A 19,161-nucleotide genomic window follows, 5' to 3' on the forward strand; every position below is an offset into this window, starting at 1 on the left:
TTCTTTCGCGAGTCGATCCTCTTCTTCACGAGCCTTGCGCTCGGCCTCTTCCTTGGCCTTGCGCTCGGCCTCTTCGCGAGCCGCGCGTTCAGCTTCTTCCCGTGCCTTGCGCTCAGCTTCTTCCCGGGCCAAGCGTGCTTCCTCTTCCCGTGCCAGACGTTCCGCCTCTTCCCTGGCGGCACGCTCGGCTTCCTCTTTCGCGAGTCGTTCCTCTTCTTCACGAGCCTTGCGCTCGGCCTCTTCCTTGGCCTTGCGCTCAGCTTCTTCCCGGGCGAGGCGTGCTTCCTCTTCCCGGGCCAGACGCTCCGCCTCTTCCCTGGCAGCACGCTCGGCTTCCTCTTTCGCGAGCCTTTCCTCTTCTTCACGAGCTAGGCGCTCGGCTTCTTCCCTGGCCTTGCGCTCCGCCTCTTCGCGAGCCGCGCGTTCAGCTTCTTCCCGGGCCAGACGCTCCGCCTCTTCCCTGGCGGCACGTTCTGCCTCCGCTTTCGCGAGTCGTTCCTCTTCTTTACGAGCCAGGCGCTCGGTCTCTTCCTTGGCCTTGCGTTCAGCTTCTTCACGGGCGAGGCGTGCTTCCTCTTCCCGGGCCAGACGCTCCGCCTCTTCCCTGGCGGCACGCTCGGCTTCCGCTTTCGCGAGCCTTTCCTCTTCTTCACGAGCCAGGCGCTCGGTCTCTTCCTTGGCCTTGCGTTCGGCTTCTTCACGGGCGAGGCGTGCTTCCTCTTCCCGTGCCAAACGCTCCGCCTCTTCCCTGGCAGCACGTTCTGCTTCCGCTTTCGCGAGCTGTTCCTCTTCTTCACGAGCCTGGCGCTCGGCTTCTTCCTTGGCCTTGCGCTCCGCTTCTTCACGGGCCTGACGTTCCGCCTCTTCCCTGGCCTTGCGCTCAGCCCGTTCGCGCGCTTTGGTTTCTTCTTGCTCTTTCGCCTTGCGTCTGGCGCTTTCCTTTACTTTTTCCTCGATCTGCAGCAGTTGCTCGGCTTCCTCTCTTTGAGCCGACTGGCTGGATTCCCTGCGCAGTTTTTCCTCAACATCGTCAAATGACAGCAACTCTTCTTCCACGTCCATCTTGTTGGCGGATTTCTGTTTCGCCATTGCCTCCATGAATACCTGGGTATCCTCGACAGCAACGTGTATGCCCTGAGGCGCGAGCGGCGAAGCGTTGATTGTGAACTGAGGGTTCTGGACTGCCCAGGATTCGCGAATCAGCCTGTCCCGCAACAGTCCTTCCATTTCGATCAGGAATTTCTTTTCCTTCATCCCTGATGCCGCCAGCACCAGTTCAGTCGTGGTAATTCCATCTATCAGCGCGAGTATTTTTTGCGCGGAACTTGCAAAGATACCCCAGCGCCCCTTGGATTCGATAACGCCTTTGGGGGTTTTTTCGAAGATGGTTTGTTTGTCAATTGACATGCTTGTTAATCCGGGCAGACGTTCCAAAACGCAGAGATCACAAAAATCACCTCGATTTTATGACAAACATCGTGTGAAGGCACAAGGCCATGACAGAAGCGGCTTTATTTTTTCAATACTACTCTTTTGCCCCGGAATTTTGCTTAAACAATACGTCAGGAAAAGACCTTCCCCTGTCCAGGCCTTCCCTGAGACTGGATGTATTTCAATCTACAGTCAATACCCGATTGTTTTGATCAACTATCGCGCTATATTTGTCACATGGACATTGGCCGTCCAGGCAACGAATGAAAGCTTGCGAAGCTGAAGCCAGTGCCCATGAGAAGCGAAGAGTTTTCGCGAACTCGATACAGCATCACTTCGATTCGTTATTGAAATAAAAGGAGATCAAAATGAAAGCAGCTCACATCGACTATTCGGGCATGGATCTGGATTACAGGATGGCCAGCGGACTGGCTGCCACTTTAGCCGACAAGGACCCCTACATCATCGAGCCGGTCATGGTTGCCTGGCACGACAAGAAGGCATCCCGGATGTCCCCGGTGATCGAGGGCGCCGACATCAATACCCGCTGGCACGACTACGGTGAAAGCCATGGCGGCAAGCTTGAGATCGACGTCAATGGCGAGTTCGATTTCATCTTTGCGGATTCCAGCGCCTTCGAGCCATACGGCCCCAGCCCTTACATCAACCTGCAGGACAAGAGCGGCAACGAGTATCTGTGCCAGATCAATGCACTGCGCGATCCGCATGATCCGAGCAAAGAAGCATGCGTGGTGCTGGACGACTGGACCAGCAAGTTGACCTAGCGCCTTTCAAGCCGGGCCATTCCCTTGAGGCGGACAGATCGGCCAGCCCAGCGCTTGCCGGCAAGGAGAGACATATCATGTCAGCATACAATTCACTTATTGCCACTTATGCGAACCACAACCTGGCCAGGGCTACTGTCCTGAAACTTCAGGATGCGGGGTTCGACACGAGCAAACTTTCCATCGTCGCCAGGGATGAAGACAACCCCCTGGCCGGGGCTGAAGTTTTGACTTCGCTGCGCGAACTTGGCGGCGAGCAATTCAGCTGCATTCCCAGAGAGAACATCCCTGATTACGAAGATGAGCTGAAAGCCGACAGGATGCTCATTGTGGCGCATGGGACGCCGGACGAGATTGCCCGGGCCAGACACATCATTGATTCAACCCACCCCGGGGGATGGGATGGAAACGTGGGCTGCGCGGTTTTCTATGGCTGCATGGAATAGCGTACTCAGCTAGCGGTAAATTCGGCTTGTACCCTGACAGGAACTGCGGCAAAGTAAGCCCAATCGTTACCTGTCTGAAGCTGTGGGAGCAAAATGTTCAAGTTGCTGCGTTTTTATTCGATAGCCAGCTTCATCAGCATTTTTATCACCGCGGCCCTTCTTACCCTGTTCTACCGCGAGGTAACCATCCACTGGATTAGCCAGCTTGCGGAAAAGAGCAATACCGCACTGGCGCAGACGGCGCTGAATTCCATCCGGCCCGCACTCATGCGATATCTGGATGCGGAGGCGAGCGCCACCCCGCAAGGAGCCGCGCCGCAGAAATTCCCGGCCGAACTGGCCGCCGCCATCGAAAACGTGATGCGTGACACGCCGGTCATCCGCTTCAAGATTTACAATCGCAACGGAGTGGTTGCCTTTGCGTCCAACCCCAGCCAGATCGGGACAGATCAGAGCAGGAATGCCGGCTTCATGGCGGCGATCGGCGGCACGCTTGCCAGCAGCCTCATTTACCGCGACCGTTTCAACCCCTTCGACAAGGTCACCGAGGAAGACAACCTGCTGCAGACCTACATTCCGGTGCGCAGCGGCCGGGCTGGGCCGACTCTGGGCGTATTCGAGATCTATACCGACGTGAACCAGATGGTGCACGAGAACGAGCGTTCCCTGTTCATCATCCTGCTGGGCGGCGAGCTGATCATGGCCACCCTGTTTGTCACCCTGGTGCTGGTTGTGCGGCGCGCCAACCAGCATCTTGACAGGCAGCAACAAGGCATCCGCAAAAGAGCGGCGACGCTGGAAATACTCTCGAACCGCTTGCTGGACAGCGACGAGCAGGAGAAAAAGAAAATTGCTTTTGAACTGCACGAGGGGCTGGCCCAGACCCTCGCGGCGATCAAGGCCAACGTGGAGAACAGCCGGTTCCTCATCGGCACCGGCAACGAGAATGCCAAGGCCCTGGAATCGATCGTGCCGGTGATTCAGGGCGCCATTCAGGAGGTCCGCAGCATCGCCACGGAACTGCGGCCTTCCAGCCTGGACGATCTCGGGCTGACCCCGACGATCAACTGGTTCTGCCGCGAATTCGAGCGTCTGCACCCGGGGATCCAGGTTGAACTGGCGCTTCCGGACACGGATGAAAAAATCCCCGCAGCGCTGAAAATCGTCATCTACCGCATCATCGAGTCAGCATTCGAGAACATCGCGGAACATGCGCATACCCACTGGATTCAACTTGCCCTGCGGATTGAAAACGATTCTGTCACGCTAAAAATCAGCGGCGCTCCGGAAGATTTACCGGCGCGGCAGGAACCGCGCCCGGACCTGCAATTGCGCTTTGCCGAGGAGCAGGAGCGCACGCTGCTGTCGAGCGGGATTTTCTCGGCCACGCAGGATCTGATCGGGACAATCACCCTGACCTCGTCCTGGCCAATCCAGGGAATGGCTTGAGCCGCTTGCCCGTGGAAAATCAGGTCGCAACCAGACCCTTTTCTATCGCATAGGCGGTCAGCGTGGACGCATTGTGCAGGTCGAGTTTCTTCATCAGGTTGGAGCGGTGCTTTTCGACCGTCTTGACGCTCAGGCAGAAGTAATCGGCGATGTACTTGTTGGGATGCCCCTCGGCCACCAGTTTCAGCACTTCCCGCTCGCGGTGGGTGAGAGAGTCCCAGGTGCTGGAAGGGCCGGGAGAACTGCCCGCTCCCAGGTAGCCGTTGATCACCTTGCCCGAGATATCGGGACTCAGGTAGGTCTTGCCGTTCAGCACGCTGCGGATGGCCACGCGCAATTCGTCGTGCGTGGCATCCTTGAGAATATAGCCGTCGGCGCCGGCGCGCAGGCTTTCGTGGATGTACTCGTCGGTCTTGTGGATGGTGAGCACCAGCACGCGGGTTTCCGGGTAGCGCCGCTTGATGTCGCGTATCGCCTCGATACCGTTCATGCCCGGCATGGAAAGATCCATCAGCACCAGATGCGGCATCAGCGTACCGATCGACTGGACCGCGTCGCGGCCATTGTCCGCCTCGCCCACAATCTCGATATCCGGGTCCTGGGTCAGCAATGCCCGCAGGCCGGCCCGGAGCAGGGTATGGTCTTCGACGATCAGAATGCGCTGTTTTTTCGACATGATTCTCTCCACCTTTCTCACAATAGATCCTAAAAAAGCAGTTAACCACGGAGGGCACGGAGAACACGGAGCAAGAACACTTCGGCAAACTCAGTGCATCGCAATAGATTGCATGATATTTGTTATCACCCGTTGGGTGAGGTCATAAACTTCCACAAACAGCCTTTGCGAGTTGGGCGACAAGCCGCCCATCCCTGCCTACCCCGCTTCTCCGTGTACTCCGTGCCCTCCGTGGTTATCGAACTGAGGTCTTTTGGATGATAGCTGACGGCCCGTTTCAATGCTGCTTCAACACGCCGCCGGAAGCCTGCCCCTGGTCATACATGAACACCCATTCCGAATACTTTGCACGCCCCTCGAACTTCGCGTCCACCAGGCGGAAACCGCTCTTCTTCAGCGGCTCCTCTTCTGACAGGCTGTGCACCCCGAAAATCTCCCCGTTCGGCCCCTTGATCAATCCCCACTGGCTGCTGCCGGTTATCGGGTCGGCATAAATTTTCCGCAGATAGCGCTTTACTCCGGGATGACGAGGGTCCTTCAGCAGCTCGTCCAGGCTCAGCGGGAAACGCCTGGCATTGCCCGGCGTATGCAGATTATACAAATTGAAAGCACGCCGGAACTGGTCGCCGGCGAAGAGCAGCTCCTGTTCCTTTTCGCGCTTCAGCACCATGTGCCAGACTTCCCCGGCGGTGGCGAGCACGAACCCCATGGCGGCGATGACCGCCAGCAGCACGAAATAGGTGAACCCGCCTTCACGGCGCGCATGCCGCAAGCATACACGGGTTTCCCGGCTTCTTTTACCTGTTTCCTGCATTACCAGTCCTTGTATTCCGTGCCATCGCGCGCAGTTCCGGGAGCGCCGCTGCGGAGGTCGAAAACAACCCCCTTTTCCGGCACATCGGGGGCCACGATGACCCAGGTCGCGCTGCTGTCGGTGATGGGGTCCAGCGGCAGGCTACGCAGGTATTTCCGGCTCACCAGCTGGTCCAGCGTATCGGGATATTTGCCGTTGTCGCCGTAATATTTATCCAGTGCGCCCCGCGTCAGGGAAAGATTCTCGCGCAGCACGGCCTCCCTGGATTTCTCCACGCTATTGAAATAGCGCGGCATGGCGAGGCTCAACAGCAGCGCGATCACCGCCATGACGATCACCAGCTCGATCAGGGTGAAGCCGGTATTTTTCGCTGGGCAGGTCATGGTCTCACCAGTTCCGGTAGCTGATGCCATTCAGCCCGGTACCGGGCGCCAGCGAGTACACGTCAAAGACATCCTCCCCCGCTTCCGGCGCATCGAAACTGCTTGCGTAACTGCGCAGCCCCCAGGTTTCCTCGTCCGGCCTGGCCGGATCGTTGAAGGTCGGGTCGCGCGGAATGCGCCGCAGGAAAAAAATCCGCCTCTTGCCGTCCGGACTGCTGGCATCCTGCACCCCGTCCACCAGCACTTTCAGCGCCGGCGGATAACCCGATAGCTGGACGCCTTGCGTCACGCGCCCTTCGTCCACTGCCTGCCGGTAGGCATCGAGCGCGCTGCGGATCTGCCGCAAGGCCAGGCGCAATTCATTTTCCCGGCTGCGCTGCACCGCCAGCTCCGCCATCGGCAATACCACGCTCGCCAGCAGGCTGACGATGGCCACCGTGATGACCAGCTCGATCAGGGAGAATCCGGCCGGGGCGCGCCTGATCATTGCGCCACCGCCAGCGTATGCGGCTCGGGCGCGGCGAATGCCAGGGCCTCGCCGCCCGCGCCGGATGAAGCAATGCGGCTCACCGTGATTTGCGACTGCGGCGTGGCGGCCGTCACCTCGAACACCAGCGTGGCCACGCTGCCGCCCGCGCTTGCGCCGCCGGAGCCGGTTCCGGCCAGCTCGACCAGGATCTGGCCGCTGGCCTGATCGATGGTTTTGCTGAAATTCGCAGGCAGGTTGCCCTGCTTCATGAGTTCGCCTTCAACGACATCAAGCGCCTTGAGAACCGACGGGTCGAAGCCGACCAGGAAACCGAGATTTTCCACCCCCGGCGAGGAAGGCGTAGTGAGCGTCAGGCTGATCCTGTCGCCAACTTTCGCCTGATTTGGGCCTTGCCAGGAAAGCGCCAGCGGCTGGGCTGCGGCAGCCGCCTTGGCCGGCGCGGCCGAACGTGGCGCCGCTGCCGGGGCACGCGCGCTGGCCGTGCCACCCGAGCTGCTGAGCGCGACCTTGCCGAGCGGCCGCAGCAGCAATGGATTGCTGCGCAGGCTGGCTTCGGTGCCGGCCCAGAATTCCACTTCCCTGGCATCCGGCAGGCGGCTGTTGCCGACAATGCGCGGCGTGATGGAAAGCACGATTTCCGTTTTCCGGTTGTCATCCTTGTGGCTTGAGAACAGGCGCCCGAGCAGGGGCATTTGCCCCAGCCCCGGCACCTTGCTGGCGCTATTGCGGTCCTCGTCGCTGATCAGCCCGGCGAGAATCTGCGTCTCGCCATCCTTGAGACGCAGCACGGTCGAGGCATTGCGGGTGCCGACCTGGTACGACAGCGTGCCCGACACCAGGTTCTGCACCTCCTTGACGATGGAGCTGACTTCCATGCTGATCTTGATGGCGACTTCGTTGTCGAGGTGAATCTCGGGCTCGACTTCAAGCTTCAGGCCGACGTCCAGATACTGCACGCTGCCGGTGATCACCGGCGTGCCGGTCGAAACCGGAGTCACGGCATTGGTGATGACCGGCACGCGGTCGCCGATCATGATCTTGGCTTTCTCGCGGTTGCGCGCCCGGATGCGCGGGCTGGCGAGCAGGTTGGTGTCGCCGTCCTGCAGCATCAGATTGAGCGTGACGGCCAGCGCGGGGCTGGTCAGGATATTGCTGCTGTTGATGTTTTGCAGCGCCTCCAGCGTCGGGCCCGAGCTCGTTGTACTCCCGCTTCCCGTTGTGCTGCCCGCTGCGGTGAACGTCATCTGGCTGGGGTATTTGATGCCAATTTCGGACAGCCGCGAGCGGGTGATTTCCAGCACTTCGACTTCAAGCATCACTTCCGGATCGGCGATATCCTGGTCGGCGACCATTTTTTCCGCCAGCCGGATGGCCTCCGGCGTGTCCCGCATCACGATGGAACTGGTCTTTTCGTGAATGAAAATATCCTTGGTCTTCAGCAGCGTCTTGATCATGGTCAGCATCTGCTTGGGGTCGGCATTGGTGAGATGGAAGCTCCTGATCTTGAGGTCCTGGTAATCCTTGAGCTTGGCCGGGGTGTTCGGGTAGACGAACACCGTGTTGTCGCTGATGATTTTTTTCTCCAGCTGGCTCTGCAGCAGGATCAGGTCGATCGCATCCTCCACCGAAACATCCCTGACGAAAATCGAGGTCTTGAGATCGGGCTTCACATCCTTGTCGAGCAGCACATTGATGCCGCTGGTGCGCGACAGCGCCTCGAACACCATTTTCAGGTTGGCATCGCGGAATTGCAGGGTCACCGGCTTTTTGAATTTCCCCTGCAGGGCCGGCTCGGCCATGAGACCCTTCGCTGCCTGCTCGTCGATCTGGCGCTGCAGCAGAATCGCCTTGCCGTGCCTGGGGTTTTCCAGCAGCACCGGTTTGAGCTTCAACTGCGCGGCATCCAGCTCGCCTTTTTTGAACAGGCTGGCGGCCTCGGCGAGCATGACCGCATGGCGCCGCTCCATCACCAGCGACTCCAGCCCATCCCGTGCCCCGCTGCTGGCGGGATCGATTTTAAGGATGCGCTGGTAGATTGCCTGCGCCGCATCCAGGCGATCGGCGGCGCGCTCGCTATTGGCGCTGGCCAGCAGGCGATTGACGATCTGGTCGCGATTACGCACCAGTGCGGTGCGATAGGAAAAATTGTCAGGCTCGGCCTTGCTGGCCTCGGCCAGCTTTGCCAGGCCTTCCTCGACGCGCCCTTCATCCAGCAGCGTCAAACCCTCCTGCTGCAAACGCTGGCCCGCGCACCCCGCGAGCAGGGCCGCGGCCAGCAGGAGAAGCGCGGCATTGCGCCTGGCGGGTGGGGTGAAGCGCCGGTTCAAATCATGGAACGCGTTATAGTTACCCCTTCTCCCCCTCTCCCCCTGCCCCTCTCCCGCGAGGGGCGAGGGGAGTTCGAGCCCCTCCCCACTCGCGGGGGAGGGGTTGGGGAGAGGGGGGTTCAAGTCCCTCCCCCCTTGCGGGGGAGGGGTTGGGGAGAGGGGGCGAAAAAATCCCCCCTTCACAAACTCGACTTCAAGCGGCGAATTCAGTATGCGCATGTTCTGCTCTCCCGTCATGATGCGGCACCGGTGCTGATGGATTGCCGGATATTCAGCGGCAGGTAGGTCAGCTCCACCACCCCTGCCGAGACCCGCTCGACGCGGTAGGTATTTTCGATCACGTCGCCCTCACCCACGGTAAAAATCCGGTCGCCCTTGACCAGCATGACGACCTTCCCCGGACCCTCCTCGTAAAGCCCGAGAAAGGTAAAAGGCATGGCTGGCGCGGCCGGTTTCGGCGGCGGGGGCGGCTTGACCGGAGGGGGCGGCGGCGGCGGGACATACCAGGAGGTGGCGCCGAAAACATTGCCGATTCCAGCCTCGCCTTCCTGCGGCGGCGCAGGCCTGATCATGCGTTCCAGCTCGACCCGGGGCGCCCCGGGCAAGCCCTGCTGCGGCAGCGCATTTTTGACCGGGGGCGGCATCCTGGCTTGCGCTTTCTGCGGCGCTTCGCTGCCATCGTCCGAGGCCGCCGTCATGACGATCGCGGTGACGGAAACGCCGATGAAGGCCCATTTCCCCCATGCCTGCCACGCGCGCGCGCTCATGGCTGCCGCCCCAGGAACAGCACCAGCCTGATTCTGGCTTCCACGTTGGGGTCGGCCACCTTGCTGCGCTCGAACTGCACGTTTTCCAGCGCCATGGCCGGAAGCTCCGCCGGCAGGGCCGCGAGAAAGCGGCGTATCTGCGGATATTCGCCCTTCAGCGGCAGGGTGATCTGGAAGCGCACCAGCCTGCCGGTCTTGTCGTTGCTGGCCTTGTATTCCCCTTCATTCAGGCTGATGCCATTGCTTTCTGCCACCGCCACCAGCTTCTCCAGCCACTCGGGAGAACTGCGCTCGGGCGGGAATAGCCGGTAAAACGCCGCCAGCTGTTCCGCCGGGCTGTGCGCCTTGCCGCCCGGCAACTGGCGCGACAGCTCCAGCTGCTTATGCAGGGAAACGACGCTGTGCTGCGCTGTCTCCAGCCGCTCCTGCGCGGGCTGGATGGCGGAAAGATAGAACGCAGGGCACATCGCCAGCACCCCGGCAGCCAGCATGCCGGGCCATCCCAGCGCACCCAGCCAGCGCCGCAATGCCCAGCGCACGCGGCTCGGCCAGGGCAAGGCGGGCGCAGGCCCGGAATTTGCGGACAAGGGCCGGAACAGCGAACTCAGTTGATTGATCAGGCGGGATTTCACGGCTTCTCCCGCCATGCGGCAAGCAGGGCAAAGCGTACCGGCTTGTCCGGGTCCTGCTGCTGGACCTGGTGGCTTTGCAGGTAGACGGCGCCGAACACCTCGCGCTGTTCCAGGCGCTTGATGTAATCCAGCAGGGCCGCCATGTTTTTCGCCTCGCCGCCGATCTTCACGCTGCGATTTGCAGTCTCCGGCTCCAGCGCCAGCAAGGCCACGTCCCTGCCGCCGGACATTTCCACGGCCTGGAACAGCCCTTCCCATGGCAGGCTGAGCTGGCGCAGCACTTCGTTGGCATGCTGCACATCGAGCGCCAGATTTTCCGCCGCGCGCGCGCCGGAGCGGACATCCGGCGCCTGCCGCCGCGCCGGCCCTTCCAGGCGCGCGGCTTTTGCCTCCCATCCGGCGGCCCGGCTCTCCAGTTCGAGATACCAGGCCATGCTCATGAGCAGCGCGCCCAGCGCCAGCGCCAGCAGAATCGCCCCGCTCCACGGGAATGCCTGGTTGTGCTGGTAATCGAGACGCAGGGCGGACATGGTCATCACCCGCTCAAGGCCATGGCGAAACGGCCTTCATATTCCGGCGCCAGGCCGCCCCGCACGACGGGTTGCAGCGGGTTCATCTGCCAGCGGCCACTGTCAGGAAACGCCGCATCTTCCTGCGTGGGCGCCCACACAAAAACCGCTTCCGGCACGCTTTCCGGCATAGCCATGCAGGATTCCCGTTCCAGCAGCTGCGGCAATTGCTCGCGCCAGTCCGCGCCGATGCGCATGCTGCGCACGCTGGCCCAGCGCCCTTGCTGCAGCAGGGCAAGGCACAGGCATCCCGGCTCGACCAGCACCAGCCACGCGCTGCGATCCTGCAAGCGCGAACGGCAGTTGTTGTATGCCGCCATCAACTGGGGCTGCACCGACTGGAGCGCCACCCCGGCGCGCGTAAAAATCTGGCGCAATGCCTGAAGCAGCCGGACATCCACTGCGCTGGCAAGCTGCGGCATGCCGGCCGGTGCGGGGCTCAGGCGCAATTCCCAGTTCGCGGCGGCCTCCCCGTAGGCCTGCCGGAAGCAGTGCTGCGCATGGGACATCTGCTCCGCATCGTTGCTCAGCGCCTCGCTCCACGGCACCAGGGCATAGCGCATGAAATGATTGGAGAGGATCAGCGTGGCAAATACCTTGCGCTTTGCCTGGCCCGCCAGCGCCGCTTCGAGCGCCCTGATGGCAGCGTCCCAGGGCGCTTCCTGGCTGACGGCGGGGTCGCAGGAAATGAGCTCCTTGGCGAGCACGCGGCGCACCAGCCCGCGGCGCGTGAATTCACGCGCAATTCGCACCAGCACCAGCTGGCCGGGAGACAGCACGATACGCAGTTCATCACGCAACAAAGGTGACACGATTGATCTCCTGCAAACTGGTTTCACCCCGGCTCACCATCTCGAGCGCGATCTCGCGCAGGAAGCGCGTGCCGTTGCGCCGCGCCGCCTCGCGGATCAGGCGGATCGGCTGGCGGGCGATGATGAGTTCGCGAATCGGGTCGTTGAGGACCAGGATCTCGCCGATCGCGCGGCGCCCCTTGAAGCCGGTGCCACGGCATTGCCCGCAGCCCTGTCCGGCGCGGAAATACATGCCTGCCGCTTCATGGCTCTTGATGCCGGAATCGCTCAGCAGCTGTTCGCCGGGCTGGACCTCCGCCGTGCAGTGGGGGCAGTTCACGCGCACCAGCCGCTGCGCCATGATGCCGTTGAGGGCAGAGACGAAACTGTAGGGATCGACGCCCATGTGCATGAAGCGCCCGATCACGTCGAACACGTTGTTGGCATGCACGGTGGTGAAAACCAGGTGCCCGGTCAGGGCCGACTGAATGGCGATCTGCGCGGTTTCCGGGTCGCGGATCTCGCCCACCATGATCTTGTCCGGATCGTGGCGCAGGATGGAGCGCAGGCCGCGCGCGAAAGTCAGCCCCTTCTTTTCGTTGACCGGAATTTGCAGCACGCCCGGCAGCTGGTACTCGACCGGGTCTTCGATGGTGATGATCTTGTCCTGGCCGTGGTTGATTTCCGTGATCGCCGCATACAGCGTCGTGGTCTTGCCGCTGCCGGTCGGGCCGGTCACCAGCACCATGCCGTAGGGCGCGCTGGAAAGGCGGCGCAGCGTGTCGATGGATTCGTCGTCGAAGCCGAGATAGCTGAGGCGCAGGCCCTTGAGCTGGTCGGTCAGGGTCTGCTTGTCGAGGATCCGCAGCACCGCGTCCTCGCCGAAAATGCTGGGCATGATGGACACGCGGAAATCCACCTCGCGCCCGCGCACCGAAACCTTGAAGCGCCCGTCCTGGGGCACGCGGCGCTCGGCGATATCGAGCTCGGACATCACCTTGATGCGCGAAATCACCTGCTCCGCCAGATCCAGCCCGGCCACCGCGCCGATGGTGGTGAGCACGCCGTCGATGCGGTACTTGATGGCCAGCCCGGCGGGGCCGGTTTCCAGGTGAATGTCGCTGGCGGCGATTTTCAGCGCGTCATAGAGCGTCGAGTGCACCAGCTTGACCACCGGGCTGGTGTCCTCGCTGATGGTCCGGAACGAGAGTTCATCGCCACCGCTTCCGGCTGCTGTGTCCTTCTCATCCGCCGCCAGCAGGCTGTCCATGGCGTGCAGGGTTTCCTCGTGGCGCGCCAGGTAGGCCGCCACGTCGGCGCGGTGGGCGAGCTTCCAGCCAAAGGAGGAAACAATGCGCTCTTCCGCCCAGCCCTGCAGTCCCGCATCGAAAGGATCGCCCATGACCAGGATCAGGCCGCCGCCTTCATCCCGCAGCGCGATGCACTCATGTTCGAGCGCTTCGGCAAAGGGCAGCGCATCGAAAGCCGGGCTCAAACTGTTGAGGTCTTCCATCGTCAGCACGGCATAGTGCAGGGTTTCGGCCAGGGCCTGGACAAAGGATGGCGCAGCCAGCCCGGCGTGTTCTTCCAGCACTTCGATGGTGCGGCGCGCCGCGCGCATGGCTTCGAGACGCGCCGCGCGCACCTGCTGCGGGGTGAATGGCATGGCGCTGCTGGCGGGCATGGGGTCGGCGAGGTTCATTGAATGCTCCCCGCCAGCTCGAAAATCGGGAAATACATGAGCACCACGATGCCGCCGATGAGCAGGCCGATGAATACCATCAGCAGCGGCTCGAACAGCTTGGTGAAGCGCTCCACCCAGCGCGCCGTTTCTTCCTCGTAAAAGCTCGCGATGCGCTCCATCATTTCTCCCATCCTTCCGCTGCGCTCACCCACGCGCAGCATGCGCAGCGCCACCGGGGTGGTGAGGCCGTAGCGCTCCATCGAATACGAAATCGGCTGTCCTTCGCGGATGCTCGCCGCCGCCAGCGCCAGCTGACCGCGCAGGGACAGTTGCAGCAATCCAGAAACCATCTGCAAGGCCTTGACCACCGGCATTCCACCACGCAGCAGCATGCCCAGGGAACGATAAAAACGCGCCAGCTGGTAGAGATGCAAACGCTCGCCCAGGGCGGGAAGCCGCCACAGCCTGCCGCTCAGCCATTGCCTGAAAGACGGCCGGGTGACGGCATAGCCCAGTGCCGCAAAGCTGAAAACCGTGGCCCCCAGGAGTGCAAGGCCGTGATTGCCGATAAAATTCCCCCAGTGCATCAAGAGACGCGACATGAAGGGGAGATCGCCGCCGATGCCGGCATAGATGTGGCTGAAGCGCGGCACCACGTAGAGCATCAGGAACATCGCCACCAGGCCGCCCACGACGGCCAGCAGCACGGGATAGATCGAGGCGCTGACCACCTGCCTTTTGACGCTGTCCATTTGCGACTGATAGGCGATATAGCGGGCCAGCGCTTCCGGCAGCGCACCGGTCTTTTCGCTGGCGCGCACGGAGGCCACGTAGAGCGGCGGGAAATTCGCCGCCGAATGCTGCAGGGCGTAGGACAGCGGATGCCCTTCATACAGCCAGGCAACGATCTGGGCCAGGGTTTTTTTCACCTCGGGGCGCTGCTCTTTTTCAGCCAGGGTTTCCAGCGCCTCCACCAGCGCCAGGCCAGCATCCAGCAGCGCCAGCAGTTCCTGGCTGAACAGCACGAGAGGAAAACTCGCCTTGCGCGGCTGGCGCCAGGTCTGCCACGACTGCTTTGCCTTGACCGCGATAACCGTATAGCCCTGTGCCACGGCTTGAGTTGCTGCGTCGTTGGCATCAGGCGCATCCAGCGTCAGGGCCGTCGGCCCTTCGCTTCCCCGCAGTGCCTTGACTTCGTAGCGCATCGCACATCTCCCCCAGAACCATCATCACCAGTTGGCGATATCCGCCGCTTCCCCGGCCCCGCCCGGATGCCCGTCCCGGCCATGGGACAGGAGATCGTATTCCCCATGTTCGCCGGGTATCTTGTAGACATAAGAGCTGCCCCAGGGGTCAGGCGGGACGCCCTTCTTCAAATACGGTCCATCCCATTTCGCTTCGCTCGCCGGGCGGGTTACCAGCGACTCCAGCCCCTGCTCCTGGGAAGGGTAATGCCCGGTATCCAGACGGTACTGGTCCAGGGATTTATCCAGCGCGTCGATCTGCGCTCTGGCCACCTTGATTTCGGATTTGCCGACCTGGGCAAAATATTTCGGCCCCACGTAGCCCGCCAGCAAGCCGATGATCACCATGACCACCAGAAGTTCGAGCAGGGTGAAGCCCCGGCCAGCCCGTGGCAGGCGGCGCAATGCGGCATTCAAGCGGATGTTTCCCATTTGCGAGCGTCCCATTGGCGATGGACTTACCTTAACGCTGCGAACGTAAACTTCATCTGGGTCGATGACTGTATTCGTTTGTACGTAGTACAGCGTATTTTCCGATCGGCTTGACCACGTAGCCGGGCCGCCTTCAGCCGGACATGCGCGGGTTTCAAAACTACAGTTCTTTGCGCCGGGAAAGCAGGGTAATTGCTCATTTTTCCATCATTGGCACCAAGCTAAAGTAACTCCAATCAGGATTAACCAAGCAGAGGAGTGCTCATGAAATTGCCGGATATCAGTGCCTTCGCGCAATTGCAAAAACTGGCAAGGGACTCCGGAATCAAGGAAAGTGCGCCACATGCATCGCAAACCGTACTGATCAGAAAAATCCAGGCGCTGCGCGGCGATGATCCGTGCTTCGCCACGGACAAAAGTGTCGATTGCGCGGAAATTTGCCAATGGCGCCGCAATTGCCGCAAGTTGAAAGCGGTATGGCTGCGCTAAGCGCGGGAATGATGGGAAAGTTATTCGGAATATCTGCAGAGGCGGGTATGAATCCTCATGATGAAAGTCCGGCAGTCAACACCACTTCGTGCAGCGTGAGCGATGCACAGTGCCTGTTGCGCGAGCTGAAATTGCATCAGGCCGAGCTTGGGCAGCGCAAACTTGAGGCGCAGGAAATGCAGCAGCAACTGGAGGAAATGCGCGCGCGCCACGACGAGCTTTACGACCGCGCACCCGTCGGCTACCTCACCCTTGACGACAAGGGGCGCACCCTGGAAATCAATCAGACCGGGGCCAACCTGCTGGGCAGGGAGCGCGCGAGCATGCCCGGCAAGCACTTCATTGCCTGGCTGGCGGAAGATGAAAGACCCCTGTTTCTGAGCCATCTGCGCGAGGTATTCCGCTCACGGGACAAACTGGCCATCGACCTGAGAATCAAGACGCCCGGCGGCATCCTGCGCGACCTGCACCTTGAAAGCCGGATCATGGATAGACCGCATCAGCCGCTCTGCTGCCATGCGGTGCTGACCGACCAGAGCGATCACCGCAAGGCAGAGGAAGCATCCTGCCTGACGGCGCGCGTGATCGAAAATGCCGCGGAAGGCATCATGATTACCGATGCGCATCGCATCATCCGCTCGGTCAACCCGGCTTTCGAGAAATCCACCGGCTACAGCGCCCATGAAGCGATTGGGCGCACCCCCGCCCTGCTGCAATCCGGCCGCCATGACGAGAGTTTCTACAAGGAAATGTGGGCAACCCTGGATACACATGGAAAATGGCAGGGCGAGGTATGGAACCGGCACAAGAGCGGCGAAATCTACCCCGAGTGGCTGAGCGTCAGCGCGGTCAGGGACAGCAAGCAGAAAGTGACGCACTACGTAGGCATTTTTTCCGATGCGCATACCCAGGAGCACATCCTGGAGCGCCTCCACTACCTGGCCTACTATGACGGCCTGACCGGGCTGCCCAACCGGCGCCTGTTTCTCGACCGGCTGAACATTTCACTTGCCCAGGCCCGCCGCGACGGCCACATGCTGGCGCTGATGTTCATCGACCTCGATCACTTCAAGCAAATCAACGACAGCATGGGGCACAAGATCGGCGACAGTTTGCTGATAGCCGTGACGGAACGCATGAAGGCCTGCCTGCGCGACGGCGATACACTGGCCAGGCTGGGTGGCGATGAATTCACCGTGATTTTGCCGGCCATCTCCAAGCCGGATGCCACGATCCATGTCGCCAGGAAATTTCTCGAAAGCTTTGCCCGGCCCGTGGACATCGACGACCATGAATTGCAGATTACCGGCAGCATCGGCATCAGCATTTTTCCCGAAGATGGCGAGGATGCGGATAGCCTGATCAGCCATGCGGATACCGCCATGTACAAGATCAAGGAAACGGGTCGAAACGGCTATCTGCGCTACAACGCTGGAATGCAAAACGGAACCTTGCACCAATCTGCTGATTAAACCAGCGCGAGGCAGCGCCTTTCGTGCAACAGGCGGGCAAATTCCTCGGCAGGCACAGGGCGGTTGAAGAGATAACCCTGCGCCTCGTCGCATTGGTAACTGGCCAGCAACTCACGTTGCTCCCCGGTTTCCACCCCTTCTGCTATCACCTTGAACCTGAGGCTGTGACCCAGCGAAACAACAGCGGCAGCGATAGCGGCATCTTCCGTATCGGCGGCCATGTCACGCACGAAAGACTGGTCGATCTTGAGTTTGCTGATGGGAAAGCGCTTGAGGTAGCTCATGGAGGAATAGCCAGTGCCGAAATCGTCAATCGACAGATGAACGCCGGCATCCCTGATCTCGTTCAGCGTGGCGATGGTCAGCGCCACATCGTACATTGCCACGCTTTCGGTCACCTCCAGCTCCAGCCGCTCCGGGGCCAGACCGCTTTCGTCCAGCACCTGCCTGACCAGCGCTGGCAGCTTGCCGCTCTGGAACTGGTGCGCGGAAACATTGACGGCAACCGTCAATTCGCCGAAGCCCTGATCATGCCACGCCCGGGTCTGGGCGCAGGCAGTGCGCAATACCCATTCGCCGATGGGGATGATCAGGCTGCTTTCTTCCGCCAGCGGAATGAATTCCGAGGGGAGCAGCAGACCCCGCTGGGGATGGTGCCAGCGGATCAGCGCTTCCATGCCGATGATGCAGCCGGACACAATATCCACCTGCGGCTGGTAGAACAATTCGAACTCTTTGCGCTCGCCGGCGTAGCGCAAAAAGTTTTCCAGCTCCAGGCATTCCAGCGCCTGCGCATTCATTTCCCGGTCATAGCACTGGATGCCGTTACCACCACGCTGCTTCACCCGGTGTAGCGCACTGTCCGCATTTTTCACCAGCGCGACGACATCCTTGCCGTCATGCGGGAACACCGCAGCGCCGATGCTGAAAGCAAGAAAAAATTCGCGGGAATCGACATGCAGCGGCGCTTTCATCGCGGCAACGATTTTCTCCCCCAGCAAATTCGGCGCCTCGGGCGCATCCATGGGCGAAATCAGGATTGCGAACAGATCCCCCTCAAAACGGTACAGGGTGCCGGCAGGCGAGGCATCTCCCCACTGTTCGAGCAGGTGCGACAACCTTCCAGCCACCACCTGCAAGACCGCATCGCCCATTGCATGTCCAAGGCTTTCGATAATCGGCCGGAAACGGTCCAGGTTCAGCAGCAAAACGCCGATCAGGCCATTCTCCCCGGCTCCGGATATGGCTTTTTCAAGCCGCTGCTGAAACATGCGGCGGTTTTCCAGCTCGGTGAGCGGGTCGTGAAAAGCCTGGTAGACCAACTGCTGCTCCGCCTGCTTGCGCTCCGTGATATCGGTGATATAGACATGGGCCGCATTGAACTCTTTCAGCACATGCATCTCGCACTGCAAGGTTCGCCCGGCAATATCGTACTCCCAGTGTTCGTGCGCTTTCCCGGATGCCACCGGCGCCGCCAGCCGCTGCGGCAAATCCGCCGGCAGCAGGCTGAGTGGAGCGGACGGATCCGCGCCGATTTTCTTCAGCATTTCCACCGTTCCCGGATTGGCGTAGCTAATCTGCCCATCCAACGACAGGCGCAGTACCGGATTCGGGTCCCGCTCGGGAAACAGGGCCAGTTTCCTGCGCGCCTGTGCTTCGGCAATATAGGCATTGACATAATAGCCGACCAGAACGGCGATCAGGAAAATGGCGACGCTGAATGCGACCACCAGCTTGAAGATTTTTTTGTGTTCGCTTTCCATCTCTGCGCCACGGGCAAAGACCCCTTGCTGGATGGACTGCACCAGAAAATCGAGATTCTCGTTGATTTCGACAGACAGTTTACTGATCAGAGACAGCAACAGGCGGGCTTTGTCCCAGTCGATGTTTTCGGCTTTCAGCGTTTCGTCGAGCTGGCTGGTAAAGTTTCGGCTCAATGCGTCCTTTTCCTCGATCGCTGCAAGCTGGATGCTGCGCGGGAAAGTCTCGCGTACAAAGCCCAGGCCGCGCTCGACTTCCTCCCTGTTATCCCGATAACGCTGCTGAAAACGCTGCCGGTCGGTGGTGGCATAGTATTCGTAGAGGATGGGCTCCTCGACAACCACCGCAATCTTGAAACTGGCCAGGCTTTCCAGCGCTGGCTGATCCTGATCGATCAGCAACATGGTCGTCCGCAGCGCCGACTGGCCCTGCCAATAAATGAGCGTTGAAAGTGACACGCCCAGGAAGATCACCACGGCGTAGACGGCGAGCATTTTTTTGCGGAGGCTTGGATCCATC

At 60.9% G+C, this 19,161-nt stretch carries 19 protein-coding genes; 5 read left to right on the forward strand and 14 right to left on the reverse strand.

Features of this window, described 5'->3' with window-relative positions:
- The coding region (locus WC392_00005; protein ID MFA5240735.1) for a hypothetical protein at positions 1 to 1,407 on the reverse strand (1,407 nt) is incomplete at its 3' end.
- A gap of 392 nt (positions 1,408 to 1,799) precedes the next feature.
- On the opposite strand from WC392_00005, the gene WC392_00010 reads away from it, so the two are divergent.
- The 3 genes from WC392_00010 to WC392_00020 all read left to right on the forward strand — a co-directional run bounded on the left by WC392_00010 (position 1,800) and on the right by WC392_00020 (position 4,111).
- Positions 1,800 to 2,216, forward strand: coding sequence for an AF1514 family protein (locus WC392_00010; GenBank protein ID MFA5240736.1), 417 nt, complete (start codon positions 1,800 to 1,802; stop codon positions 2,214 to 2,216).
- 77 nt (positions 2,217 to 2,293) lie between these two features.
- The gene (locus WC392_00015; GenBank protein ID MFA5240737.1) at positions 2,294 to 2,662 is read left to right on the forward strand and encodes a hypothetical protein; all 369 of its coding nucleotides are present in this window, start codon (positions 2,294 to 2,296) and stop codon (positions 2,660 to 2,662) included.
- Positions 2,663 to 2,755: 93 nt separating this feature from the next.
- Positions 2,756 to 4,111, forward strand: a complete 1,356-nt coding sequence (locus WC392_00020; protein ID MFA5240738.1) for a histidine kinase — start codon at positions 2,756 to 2,758, stop codon at positions 4,109 to 4,111.
- Between the two features lie 19 nt (positions 4,112 to 4,130).
- Here the strand turns inward: WC392_00020 and WC392_00025 are convergent, their stop codons facing one another.
- The 12 genes from WC392_00025 to gspG all read right to left on the reverse strand — a co-directional run bounded on the left by WC392_00025 (position 4,131) and on the right by gspG (position 14,920).
- Positions 4,131 to 4,787 (reverse strand): response regulator transcription factor, encoded by a 657-nt coding sequence (locus WC392_00025; protein ID MFA5240739.1) that lies wholly within the window; start codon positions 4,785 to 4,787, stop codon positions 4,131 to 4,133.
- Between the two features lie 277 nt (positions 4,788 to 5,064).
- The gene (locus WC392_00030) at positions 5,065 to 5,601 is read right to left on the reverse strand and encodes a type II secretion system protein (GenBank protein ID MFA5240740.1); all 537 of its coding nucleotides are present in this window, start codon (positions 5,599 to 5,601) and stop codon (positions 5,065 to 5,067) included.
- Positions 5,601 to 5,984, reverse strand: coding sequence for a prepilin-type N-terminal cleavage/methylation domain-containing protein (locus WC392_00035; protein ID MFA5240741.1), 384 nt, complete (start codon positions 5,982 to 5,984; stop codon positions 5,601 to 5,603). The genes WC392_00030 and WC392_00035 overlap by 1 nt, the downstream gene beginning before the upstream one ends.
- Positions 5,985 to 5,988: 4 nt before the next feature.
- The gene (locus WC392_00040) at positions 5,989 to 6,471 is read right to left on the reverse strand and encodes a type II secretion system protein (GenBank protein ID MFA5240742.1); all 483 of its coding nucleotides are present in this window, start codon (positions 6,469 to 6,471) and stop codon (positions 5,989 to 5,991) included.
- Positions 6,468 to 8,924 (reverse strand): cohesin domain-containing protein, encoded by a 2,457-nt coding sequence (locus tag WC392_00045; protein MFA5240743.1) that lies wholly within the window; start codon positions 8,922 to 8,924, stop codon positions 6,468 to 6,470. Before WC392_00045 ends, WC392_00040 begins: the two co-directional genes overlap by 4 nt.
- Before the next feature lie 110 nt (positions 8,925 to 9,034).
- Positions 9,035 to 9,568, reverse strand: a complete 534-nt coding sequence (locus WC392_00050; protein ID MFA5240744.1) for a hypothetical protein — start codon at positions 9,566 to 9,568, stop codon at positions 9,035 to 9,037.
- Positions 9,565 to 10,200, reverse strand: a complete 636-nt coding sequence (locus tag WC392_00055) for a GspMb/PilO family protein (protein MFA5240745.1) — start codon at positions 10,198 to 10,200, stop codon at positions 9,565 to 9,567. Before WC392_00055 ends, WC392_00050 begins: the two co-directional genes overlap by 4 nt.
- The gene (locus WC392_00060) at positions 10,197 to 10,730 is read right to left on the reverse strand and encodes a hypothetical protein (protein ID MFA5240746.1); all 534 of its coding nucleotides are present in this window, start codon (positions 10,728 to 10,730) and stop codon (positions 10,197 to 10,199) included. The genes WC392_00055 and WC392_00060 overlap by 4 nt, the downstream gene beginning before the upstream one ends.
- 5 nt (positions 10,731 to 10,735) lie before the next feature.
- On the reverse strand, positions 10,736 to 11,581 hold the full coding sequence (locus WC392_00065) for a hypothetical protein (GenBank protein MFA5240747.1): 846 nt from the start codon (positions 11,579 to 11,581) through the stop codon (positions 10,736 to 10,738).
- Positions 11,562 to 13,262, reverse strand: coding sequence for a GspE/PulE family protein (locus WC392_00070; GenBank protein ID MFA5240748.1), 1,701 nt, complete (start codon positions 13,260 to 13,262; stop codon positions 11,562 to 11,564). Before WC392_00070 ends, WC392_00065 begins: the two co-directional genes overlap by 20 nt.
- Entirely contained in the window at positions 13,259 to 14,449 is a 1,191-nt protein-coding gene (locus tag WC392_00075) for a type II secretion system F family protein (protein MFA5240749.1), read from the reverse strand. Before WC392_00075 ends, WC392_00070 begins: the two co-directional genes overlap by 4 nt.
- 24 nt (positions 14,450 to 14,473) lie before the next feature.
- Complete coding sequence (gene gspG / locus WC392_00080; GenBank protein MFA5240750.1) at positions 14,474 to 14,920, reverse strand: type II secretion system major pseudopilin GspG; 447 nt, start codon at positions 14,918 to 14,920, stop codon at positions 14,474 to 14,476.
- Between the two features lie 264 nt (positions 14,921 to 15,184).
- Between gspG and WC392_00085 the strand changes: the two genes are divergently transcribed.
- Together WC392_00085 and WC392_00090 are read left to right on the forward strand one after the other, a co-directional pair.
- Positions 15,185 to 15,409, forward strand: a complete 225-nt coding sequence (locus tag WC392_00085) for a hypothetical protein (protein MFA5240751.1) — start codon at positions 15,185 to 15,187, stop codon at positions 15,407 to 15,409.
- Between the two features lie 47 nt (positions 15,410 to 15,456).
- Positions 15,457 to 16,881 (forward strand): diguanylate cyclase, encoded by a 1,425-nt coding sequence (locus WC392_00090; protein ID MFA5240752.1) that lies wholly within the window; start codon positions 15,457 to 15,459, stop codon positions 16,879 to 16,881.
- On the opposite strand, the gene WC392_00095 is transcribed toward WC392_00090, so the two are convergent.
- Positions 16,878 to 19,160: a bifunctional diguanylate cyclase/phosphodiesterase gene (locus WC392_00095; protein ID MFA5240753.1), complete on the reverse strand. Its 2,283-nt coding sequence runs from the start codon at positions 19,158 to 19,160 to the stop codon at positions 16,878 to 16,880. The two genes, WC392_00090 and WC392_00095, sit on opposite strands and share 4 nt — an antisense overlap.
- Between the last annotated feature and the right edge of the window lies 1 nt (position 19,161).

This window comes from Sulfuricella sp. (genome assembly GCA_041651995.1).
Taxonomy (GTDB): Bacteria; Pseudomonadota; Gammaproteobacteria; order Burkholderiales; family Sulfuricellaceae; genus Sulfurimicrobium.